At 72.6% G+C, this 10,539-nt stretch carries 4 protein-coding genes and 1 pseudogene; 1 reads left to right on the forward strand and 4 read right to left on the reverse strand.

The genetic code is table 11. The annotated features are described in order from the left end of the window. The first annotated feature begins 513 nt into the window (after positions 1-513). Positions 514-1,591 (forward strand): annotated as a pseudogene (locus tag VMR06_RS01085) (IS5 family transposase). A 118-nt stretch (positions 1,592-1,709) separates the two neighbouring features. Here the strand turns inward: VMR06_RS01085 and VMR06_RS01090 are convergent. The 4 genes from VMR06_RS01090 to VMR06_RS01105 form a co-directional block, all read right to left on the reverse strand. Next, positions 1,710-4,202 (reverse strand): ADOP family duplicated permease, encoded by a 2,493-nt coding sequence (locus VMR06_RS01090; RefSeq protein WP_325372098.1) that lies wholly within the window; start codon positions 4,200-4,202, stop codon positions 1,710-1,712. Between the two features lie 51 nt (positions 4,203-4,253). Next, positions 4,254-6,635 (reverse strand): ABC transporter permease, encoded by a 2,382-nt coding sequence (locus VMR06_RS01095; protein ID WP_325372100.1) that lies wholly within the window; start codon positions 6,633-6,635, stop codon positions 4,254-4,256. Positions 6,636-6,669: 34 nt separating this feature from the next. Then, positions 6,670-9,099 carry an ABC transporter permease gene (locus VMR06_RS01100; RefSeq protein ID WP_325372102.1) on the reverse strand — a complete coding sequence of 810 codons (2,430 nt, stop codon included), beginning with the start codon at positions 9,097-9,099 and terminating at the stop codon, positions 6,670-6,672. 39 nt (positions 9,100-9,138) lie between these two features. Beyond that, positions 9,139-10,539 (reverse strand): FtsX-like permease family protein (locus tag VMR06_RS01105; protein ID WP_325372104.1); only part of this gene is annotated, 1,401 nt, incomplete at its 5' end.

The following is a 10,539-nucleotide window of genomic DNA, read 5'->3' on the forward strand; positions in this document are numbered from 1 at the left end:
CCGGCAACAGAGAACGCCGGCGGCTGGATCGATCGATCCAAGCCTTCCAAAATTCGCTCATTGGCGGTCGCGCGGGCGATCGCGCATCGCGGCGCTTGCCACCGCTCGCTGCTCCCGTCGGCCGTGTTCACCCTTGACGGAGCTGCAACGGAAGCGCGCGACTCTCGGCACAGCGTCGTCCCGCCCTCAACTGCGACTTGGCGTCATATCCTCACGGCCACGCCCCAACGACGCCAGCTACTCAGAGAAAGTGCCCCGCTCGCCGCTTGGCCTCCTGCCAGGCGAGCATATCCCTCCGCATGCGAAAACGCTGACTCACGGGGCGAGGGCAGAATTCCATCTTGTGTCCCCCGCTAACAATGGCAAATCGTCTCGTCGCCGTGTAGGAAATTTCGTACCGGGAATACAGAATTTATGGCTAAATGCGCGCCACCCTTGCCGATTAGCAGGCTGTTGAGAAACGCCCCACCCGAGCGACAATCATAGCCTCCATCAATCATGGGTCGATGAGGCATGCGCGGATCGGACGTACAGCAGTTGGGGATGTTCTCGTACGTGTCGGTGGAAGAGCGAGTGCCGCGGGATCATCCGATCCGCAAGCTGCGCGTGCTGGCCGATGCGATCCTGAAGGACATGGATGGGTTGCTGGGTTCGCGTTACGCGCGAACGGGCCGCGCGTCGATCCCTCCGGAGCGACTGCTGCGCGCCTCGCTGCTGCAGGTGGTCTACAGCGTACGCAGCGAGCGTCTGTTGATTGAGCAGATGCAGTACAACCTGCTGTTTCGTGGGTTCGTGGGCTTGAACATCGACGATCCGGTGTGGGACCACTCGACGTTCTCGTTCAACCGGGATCGGCTGTTCGACGCTGAGATTGCGCAGCGGTTCTTCGAGAACACGGTGCTGCTGGCCCGGCTCGACGAGCTGACGAGCGACGAGCACTTCTCGGTGGACGCTGCTGGAGGCCTGGGGCTCGCACAAGAGCTTCCGACGCAAGGATGGAGACGGTGGGGATAGCGGCGACGGCGGTGACTTCCGGGGTGAGGAGCGCAGCAACGCCACGCACGCCTCGAGGACCGATCCGGACGCCCGGCTGATGCGTAAGGGCGCAGGGAAGGAAGCGAAGCTGAGCTATCTGGCCAATGCGCTGATGGAGAACCGCAATGGGCTGGTCGTCGGCGTGGATGTGCGTCACGCCACGGGTACGGCCGAGCGCGACGGCGCGTTGGCGCTGGTCAGTGGGCATCTCCCATCGGGCGCGACACTGGGCGCGGACAAGGGGTATGACGTGCGCGCGTTCGTGGAGGCGATCCAGCGGCGCGGCATCCGCGCCCATATCGCACGCCACACCACGAATGGAAGGCGCAGTGCGATCGACGGGCGTACCGCACGCGGCAAGGGCTACGCGGTGAGCCAACAGGTGCGCAAGCGCATCGAACAGGCGTTCGGCTGGGTCAAGACGATCGGCGATCTGCGCACGCTGCCGGTGGTTGGCCCGGCAAAGGTCCGGGCCAGAGCGACATGGAGCTTCGCGGCGTACAACCTGATCCGGATCGGCGGAATCGGGGGATGGTGGGATCCGTCGCCGACCTGAGCGTCCGGCGATAGCCGACGACGGCCCGAGCAATCGATCGACGCCGGCTATCACGCAAGGAGCGCATGGGCGAATCTCAACAGCCTGCTAGGCGAACCGATTCGCTTCGCCCCTCTGCTCAATCATGCCGCAACACCACCACCGGATCGGTATGCGCGGCGCGGCGCGCCGGCAGCCAGGCGGCGAGTGCGACGACGATCGCCAGCACGAAGGCCGCGCCGGCCAGCACGGTGGGATCGTGCGCGGACAGGCCGTACAGGCTGGCCGCGGCGAGGCGGCCGCCGGCCAGCGCGGCGACGAGGCCGAGCGCACCGCCGACCAGCGCCATGCGGCCGACCTGGCCGGCGACCAGGCCGCGCAGGCGGGCCGGCGTGGCGCCGAGCGCGAGGCGCAGGCCGATTTCGCGGCGGCGCTCGGCGACGAGGTACGACAGCACGCCGTAGAGGCCGCCGGCGGCGAGCAGTGTCGCCAGCAGCGCGAGCGCGGTCGCGAGCAGGCCGACCGTACGATCGGCGGCGATATTGACGCGGGCCTGTTCGCGCAGCGTCGACAGGCTGCGCAGCGGCAGGTTGGGGTCGATCGCGGCGACGGCGGCAGCGATCGCGGCCTGCTGCTGGGCGGGATCGATCGCGCTGCGCACGTAGAAGCTCATCGTACCGCTGGCCTCGCTCTGCGCGTCGGGCAGGTAGATCTGCGGCGGCGGCGCGTCCTTGACGTTGGCATAGGCGGCGTCGGCGACCAGGCCGACGATCTCCCTGCGCTGGCCGTTGAGGCTCAGCGTGCGGCCGACCGTGCTCGCCGGGTCGAGTCCGAACGCATCGACGAAGCGGCGGTTGACGACCGCGACCGGCGGCGCGTCGGCGCTGTCGCTGGGCGCGAAGCCGCGACCGGCGAGCTGGGCGATGCCGAGCGTCTGGAAATAGCCGGGGCCGACCTGGTTGTAGGTCGAGAAGCCGCCGCCCTCGCGCCCCTCGATCGACACGCCGCCACCGCTGTAGCCGCGCGCGAGCAGACGGTTCTGCGCGCGGGCGACGCCGGCCACGCCGGGCAGCGCGGCCAGGGCCTGGTCGATGCGCTCGTACAGCGCGGCATTGCGCGCGAGGTCGTAGCCGTTGAGTTCCGGCTCGACCGTGAAGGTGACCAGCGCGTCGAGGTTCATGCCCAGATCCGCGCGCGCGATGTTGGACAGGCTCTGCGCGAACAGGCCGGCCAGTGCCAGCAGCGCCATCGAAAACGCGATCTGCGCGGTGACCAGCACCGCGCGCAGACGGCCGGTGCCACGCCGGCCGACGCCGCCGGCGTGGCCGGCCAGTGCGCGCGCCGGCGCCGCGTCGGCGAGGCGCCGCGCCGGGATCAGCGCGAAACCGAGCAAGGCGACCAGCGCGATCGCCAGCGCGATGGCCGCGCTGGCGAGATCGACGCCGCTGCCGGCCAGCGTCGAGGCACGCTCGGACAGCAGCAGCCGGCCGAGCAGATGGCGGCCGGCCAGGCCGATCGGCAGGGCCGCGGCGGCGCCGGCCAGCGCGATCAGCAGCGGCTCGGCCAGTGCCTCGCCGAGCAGCTGACGCCGGCTCGCACCGAGCGCGGAGCGCACGCCCATCTCGCCGACGCGGCCGCTGCCGCGTGCCAGCTGCAGGTTGGCGAGGTTGACGCAGGCGATCAGCAGCACCAGCAGGGCAGCACCCTGCGCCAGCAGCAGCGCGCCGCGCGACCGGTCGGGCTGCTGGCTCTGGCCGCGTGCGCCGGGGGCCAGTGCGAGATGACGCGTGACCGGCTGGCCGGTCAGCGCCGAGACCGGTTCGAACGCCTCGATCGCGTTGCGATAGGCGCCGTCGAGCCGGGTCTCGGCTTCGGCGGCCGTCACGCCGGGCGCCAGCCGTGCGAACGCGTACACCCAGTGCAGCTCGCGGCTGGCGTGATCGGGAATCGACACGCTGCCGTCGGGGCCGCCCAGCGAGATCGGCAGATACACCTGCGGGGCGAGGCCGATCGTGGTGCCGTCGAAGCCGGGCGGCGCGACGCCGACGATCTGCAGCACCTGGCCGTTCGCGATCAGGCTGCCGCCGATCACGGCGGGATCCGCGCCGAGCCGGTCGCGCCAGTACGCATGGCCGAGCACGGCGGCCTGCGCCTGCCCGTCGACCGCATCGTCGCCGGCGCCGAGCAGGCGGCCGAGCGCGGGCTTCAGGCCGAGCACGTCGAAGTAGCGGCCCGATACCAGCAGCGCCTGCACGCGCTCGGTATGGCCGGCGTAGGCGAGGTTGACCGGCTGCGGCCGGTGCGCGACCAGCGTCGCGGCGCCGTCCTGCGCACGCTCCAGGTCGCGGAACATCGGATAGCTGAAGACCGCGGTCTCGTCGCCGGCCAGGGTCGAGCTGATGCGGATGTCGGTCTGGCCCGGCACGACGAGGTTGACCAGGCGATCGGGCGCGGCGACCGGCAGCGGCGCCAGCAGCAGGCGCTCGACCAGCGAGAACACGGCCAGATTGGCGCCGATGCCGAGCGCCAGCGTCGCGATCGCGACGAACGCGAACAGCGGACGCGCCGCGAGCGAGCGCGCGGCCTGGCGCAGCCGGCCGGGAACGATGCGGAGAGAGTCGGACAGGCGCATGGATCGGCTCCGTGACGGATCGGGACGAGGTGCGGCCGCGGCCGCACCGGTTCATTCGCTGCGCAGGGCTTCCATCGGCGGCACGCGCGCGGCGCGCCAGGCCGGCAGGCCGAGCGCACCGAGCGCGGCCAGCGCCATCGTGACGACGCCGACGGCGAGCAGCAGCGGCGGCGTGCCGGCGACGCCGACCGCCGACAGATCGAGCAGGCGCAGGCCGGCCAGCGCCAGCGCGAGGCCGGCGGCCACGCCGACCGCGCTCAGCACGAGGCCGTCGCGCAGCACGTCGCCCGCCACGTCGCGCGGGCGAGCGCCGATCGCCAGGCGCAGACCGAACTCGCCGACGCGGCGGCGCTGGCGCAGCGCGGCCACCGCGTAGGTGCCGAGCACGGCCAGCAGCAGCGCGGCGCCGGCGAACGCGCCGACCGTACGCGCGAAGAAACGCGCGGGCGCCAGTTCCTCTTCGATCGGATCGGCCAGGGCGTAGCGGCGCGTGATCGCCTGGCGCGGATCGAGCGCGGCCAGCGCGTCGGCCATCGCCGCATCGGTACCGGCGACATGCGAGCGCACCAGGAACGCCATCGCATTGGTCGGCTGCTGCGCGAACGGCACCAGGATCTCCGGCGCCGGCGCACTGCGCAGGCCATCGTTGCGGATGTCCTCGACGACACCGACCACGCGCGCGTCGACGCGCGTGCCGCGGATCGGCACGCCGACGACCTGACCGATCGCCTCGGCGTCGCCGAACAGGCGGCGCGCGGCGGTGCGGTTGAGCAGCGCGACCGGTTCGGTGCCGCGGCGGTCGCCGCCGTCGAGGTCACGGCCGGCGATCAGCGGCACGTCGAGCAGGCTGCGATAACCCGGCGAGACGCGGCGCAAGGCGGCCTGCACGGCCGCTGCATCGGGACGCGCGGCGACGTCGAGCGCGACGCTGGCGCTGCCGATGCCCGAACGCGGCGGCGCGCTGGTCAGCGCGGCGGCCTCGACGCCGGGCAGCGCGTCGAGGCGTTCGAGCAGACGTTCGGTGAACGGCACGAAGGCCTCGCTGCCGCCGCGGAAGAACTGCATGACGCGCACGCCGGCGGCGTCGAAGCCGGGATCGACGCGCTGCAGGCGCCAGAGGCCGGCCGCCAGCGTCAGCGCGGCGACCAGGCTGGCGGTCGACAGCGCCATCGCCAGCACCGGCAGCCCGCGGCGTCCGCCGGCGCCGCCGAGCACGCCCCTGGCGCCGCCGCGGATCGCCTCGGCCGGTGCCGCGCCGATCCGCAACGCACCGGCCAGCGCCGCCAGCAGCGGCACCAGCACGCCGAGCAGCACGGCGAACGCGGCGACGCCGCCGTCGATGACGATGCCGTCGACGCGCGGCAGGCTGTCGGCGGCGAGACTGCGCAGCAGTCCGATCGTGCCGGCGGCGATCGCCAGGCCGAGCACGACACCGGTGCCGGCGAGCACGGCCAGCTCGAGCAGCAGCGCGGCAGCGAGCGTCCCGCGTGAGGCGCCGAGCGCCTGGCGCACCGCGAGCTCGCGGCGGCGCGCGGCCTGGCGCGCATCGAGCAGGATCGCGACGTTGACCGCGGCGATCAGCAGCACCAGCACGGCCAGCGCGAACGCGCCCCACAGCGCGCCGCGCGCGTCGCCGACCAGAGCGTCGAGGAACGATTGCGTGACGCCGTGCCAGGCCTGCGCTGGATCCTCGAGTGCGACCTGCGGATCGGCCAAACGCGCCGTCAATGCGGTATCGGCCTGCGCGAGCGAGACGCCGGGCGCGAGACGTCCGATCGCCAGCAGCATGCGCTGCGCCCGCTGCGGGCCTTCGGTCGGGAAATGAACCGGGCTCAACGGCCGCCACATGCCGGTCTCGCCGGCGAACAGCGCCAACGCGGGCGGCATCACGCCGATGACTTCGAGCGGCTCCTCGTCGACCAGTTCCAGACGGCGGCCGATCACGCCCGGATCGCCACCGAAACCGTGCTGCCACTCCTGGTAGGAGAGCACCGCGACGCGGCGGTCTTCGCGAATGTCGGCGGCGTCGAGACGGCGCCCGAGCAGCGCCTCGACGCCGAGCGCGGCGAAGTAGCCGTCGCCGACCACATGGGTGGTGATCTCGCGCGCGCGCTCGCCGTCGAACAGCGTCACGCCGCTCCACCAGTAGTAGCCGAGCGCGGCGAAACCCGGCGTGCCGGCGGCGATGCGCTCGGCCTCGTCGAGGCTGAGCTGCGCGCCGTCGACGTGCTGCGCCGGCTGCCGCGCCGAGATCGTGACCACGCGTTCGCTGTCCGGAAACGGCAGGCCGCGCAGCAGCACGCCCTGCACGGTCGAGTACATCGCGACGCTGAGGCCGATGCCGAGCGCGAGCATCGCCAGCGAGGCCAGCGTGAATCCAGGAGCCGCGGCCAGCTGGCGCAGCGTGCGGGTCATCGGTTCGGTCCAGCGCATCGTCATTCTCTCCTGGGCCGCAGCGGCCCCTCGTTCAACCGTCGCGCAACGCGTCCATCGGCGGCACGCGCGCGGCGCGGCGCATCGGGATCGCGCAGGCGGCCAGCGCGACCGCAACCAGTACCGCGGCGACCGCGCCGAGCACGCGCGGATCGGCCGCGCCAACGCCGTAGAGCTGGGTCGCGATCAGGCGGCCGAGCGCGAGCGCGCCGGCCAGGCCCAGTGCGATGCCGGGCACGATCATGCGCAGCCCGTCGGCGAGCACGAAGCGATGGATGTCGAGCGCGCGTGCGCCGACCGCCTGGCGCAGCCCGATCTCGCGGCGGCGCTGGCCGACCGTGTAGGCGATCACGCCGTACAGGCCGATCGCCGCCAGCGCCAGCGCCAGCGCGGCGAACACGCTCATCAGCGTCATGTTGAAGCGGCGCATCGCCAGCGTCGCGCCGGTCACCTGATCCATCGTGCGGATGCCATGCACCGGCACGTCGGGCGCGACCTCGTGCAGGGCGCGCCGCAACGGCTCGGCGAACGCGAGCGCGTCGCCGTCCACCTTGATGGCGACCGACAGATCGCCGACCGCGGCCTTGCTGATCGGGAAATAGACCTCGGTATTGGGCGGCGCATCCAGGCCGGCCTGGTGCACGTCGGCCACCACACCGACGATGCGCTTGGGCTGGTCGCCGAAGATCACCACGCTCTCGTTGAGCGGATCGGCGTCGCCGAGATAGCGCTTGACGAACGCGCGATTGACCAGCACCTCGGTCGGCAGCAGCGCGCGCGTGCCGTCGCTGGCGTCGAACGCGCGGCCGGCCTCGACCGGAATGCCGAACGTCGTGAAATAGTCGGGGCTGACGAAGCGGTACTCGGCCAGTGCCTGGTCGTCGAGCGTGCGGCCGGGGATCGAGAAGCGGCTGTTCCAGCCCCAGTCGCCGGAGGCCGGCAACCGGTTGGCGATCGCCACCGAGGCCACGCCCGGCAGCTCGCGCAGGCGTGCCTCGATCGCGTCGAGGCGTGCCTTGAGCTGGCCGATCGCGCGCGCCGCCCACTCGTCGTTGTCGTCGCCGGGCTGGCGCACCGGCAGCGTGATCGAGATCGACGCGGTCAGCACCTGCGGCGAACCGACGCCCGAGTCGACCGCCTCGAGCCGGCGCAGGCTGTCGATCAGCAGACCGGCACCGGCCAGCACGGCCATCGCCAGCGCGATCTCCGCCGAGACCAGCATCCTGCGTCCGCGCGACTGCGCGCGCGTGCCGGTCTGGCTGCGCGTCGCGCCGGCCAGCGCCTGCAGCGGATCGGCGGCCGCGGCGCGCCAGGCCGGCGCCAGGCCGAACAGCAGCAGCGTGGCCAGCGCCACGGCGGCGATGCCGGCGATCACCCGCAGATCGATCGTCGGCGCGTTGTACGGCGGCAGCAGGTCCGGGGCGAGCGCGGTCAGGGCCGCGATCGCCGGGCCGGCCAGCAGCAGGCCGGCGGCGGTGCCGATGGCGCCGATCAGCAGTGATTCGGCCAGCACCTGCCGGACCAGGCGGCCGCGATCGGCGCCGAGCGCGCTGCGCAGCGCCAGCTCCTGTGCGCGCGCCTGGCCGCGCGCCAGCATCAGATTGGCCAGATTGGCGCAGGCCACCAGCAGCACCAGCGCAGCGGCGACCAGCAGCATGCCGAGCGGCTGGCGCACGCCGCCGCTGACGAAGGCCTTCAGCTCGGTGACGCCGGCGCTCATGTGGGCGTGGTGGTCCGGATAGGTCCGGGCCTGCCAGTCGGTGATCGGATTCATCACCTCGCGCGCCTGCGCCGTCGAGACGCCCGGACGCAGACGCGCCACCGTGCGCAGGAAGTTCATGCCGCGATGGAACGTGGTGTCGCCGGGCAGGAAGGTCGGAATCCAGACCTGCGCATCGGACGGATAGCGGAACCCCGCGGCGGTCACGCCGATCACGCGGAACGATTCGCCGTTGAGCTCGACGTCGCGGCCGATCACGGCCGGATCGGCGCCGAACTGGTTGCGCCAGAGCAGGTCGCTGAGCACGACCACGCGCTCGTTGCGGTTCTCCTCCTCGTCGCCGAAGGCGCGGCCGAGCGCGAGCGGCTGTCCGAACACGTCCCAGAAGCCGGGCGTGACGCGGTAGACGTCCAGGCGCTGCGCCTGGCCGTCGTGCGTCAGATTGCGGGTGTCGTCGCTGAACGCGCCGATCGCCTCGAACGCCGCGCCGCTGCGGTCGCGCCATTCCTGGAACGCCTGCAGCGAGATCGTGCTGCGCTGCGCCGGCGGCTGCTCGCGGGTGACGCGCACGAGGCGTTCGGCGTCGGCGAACGGCAGCGGCTTGAGCAGCACCGCGTCGTAGACCGTGAAGATCGCGCCGAGCGCGCCGATGCCGAGCGTCAGCGTCAGCACCGCGGTCGCGAAGAAGCCCGGCCGGGCGCACAGGCCGCGCCAGGCATGGCGCAGATCAGCGGACAGATTCATGACGAAGGCCTCGACGGCATGCGGACGGGAGCGGATCGGTCACTCATCGCGCAGCGCCTCCATCGGCGAGACGCGCGCGGCGCGCAGCGACGGCACCGCGCAGGCGGCCAGACCGACCAGCGCGAGCAGGGCCAGCGTCGCCCCGAGCACCGCCGGGTCGGCCGCGCCGACGCCGTAGAGCTGCGCCGACAGCACGCGGCCGAGCGCGAGCGCGCCGGCCAGGCCCAGCGCCAGACCGGGCACGATCATGCGCAGCCCGGCGCCGAGCGTGAGGCGATGGATGTCCAGCGACGTCGCGCCGAGCGACTGGCGCACGCCGATCTCGCGGCGACGCTGGCCGACCGTGTAGGCGATCACGCCGTACAGGCCGATCGAGGCGAGCAGCACGGCCAGGCCGGCGAACGTGCTCATCAGGCTCATGTTGAAGCGGCGCAGCCGCGTCGTCTCGCGCGTCACCTCGTCCATCGTGCGCAGCGCGAACAGCGGCGCCTCCGGCGCGACCTCGCGCAACGCGGTGCGCAGCGCCGGCGCCAGCGCCAGCACGTCGCCGCTGCCCTTGATCGCGACCGTGAGATCGCCGACCGGGATCGTCGAGACCGGGAAATAGATCTCGGCATCGGCGGCCTCGTCGGGACCGCCCTGGCGCACGTCGGCGACGACGCCGACGATGGTCTTCGCGCTGCCGTCGAAGGTCGACACCGACAGCCCCAGCGCGTCGCCGCCGCCCAGATAGCGGTCGACGAAGGTCTGGTTGACGATCGCCTCGATCGGAAACTCGGCACGCGTGCCGTCGGCCGCGTCGAACACGCGCCCGGCGCGCAGCGGAATCCCGAACGTCTCGAAGTAGTCGGTGCTGACGAAGCGGAACTGGACCAGGCGGTTCTCCGGCAGCTCGCGGCCGGCGATCTCGAAGCCGCCGTTCCAGCCGATCTCGCCGGACACCGGCAGCACGTTGGTCAGCGCGACCGACTGCACGCCCGGCAGCGCGCGCAGCCGCTCGTCGATCGCGCTCAGGCGCGCGGACACCGCGGCCTTGGCCTTCGGATACCAGGCCGCGAAATCCTCGCCCGGCTGCATCGAGGGCACCGGCAGCGACAGGCCGGCGCCGAGGATCTGCGCGGCGTCGGCGATGCCGGTATCGACCGCGTCGAGGCGGCGCAGCGAATCGATCAGCAGGCCGGCGCCGGCCAGCAGCGTCGTCGCCAGCGCGATCTCGGCGGCGACCAGGGCGGCGCGCGCGCGCGTCTGCCGGCGCGTGCCGGTCTGGCTGCGCGTGGCACCGGCCAGCGCGCCGACCGGATCGGCCGAGGCCGAGCGCCAGGCCGGCACCAGGCCGAACAGCAGCAGCGTCGACAGCGCGATCAGCGCGGTGACCGCGACCACGCGCAGATCGACCGTCGGCGCGTGATAGGCCGGCACGACGCCGGGCGCCAGCGCGAG

Origin of the sequence: Dokdonella sp. (assembly GCF_035511235.1) — a bacterium.
GTDB lineage: Bacteria > Pseudomonadota > Gammaproteobacteria > Xanthomonadales > Rhodanobacteraceae > Dokdonella.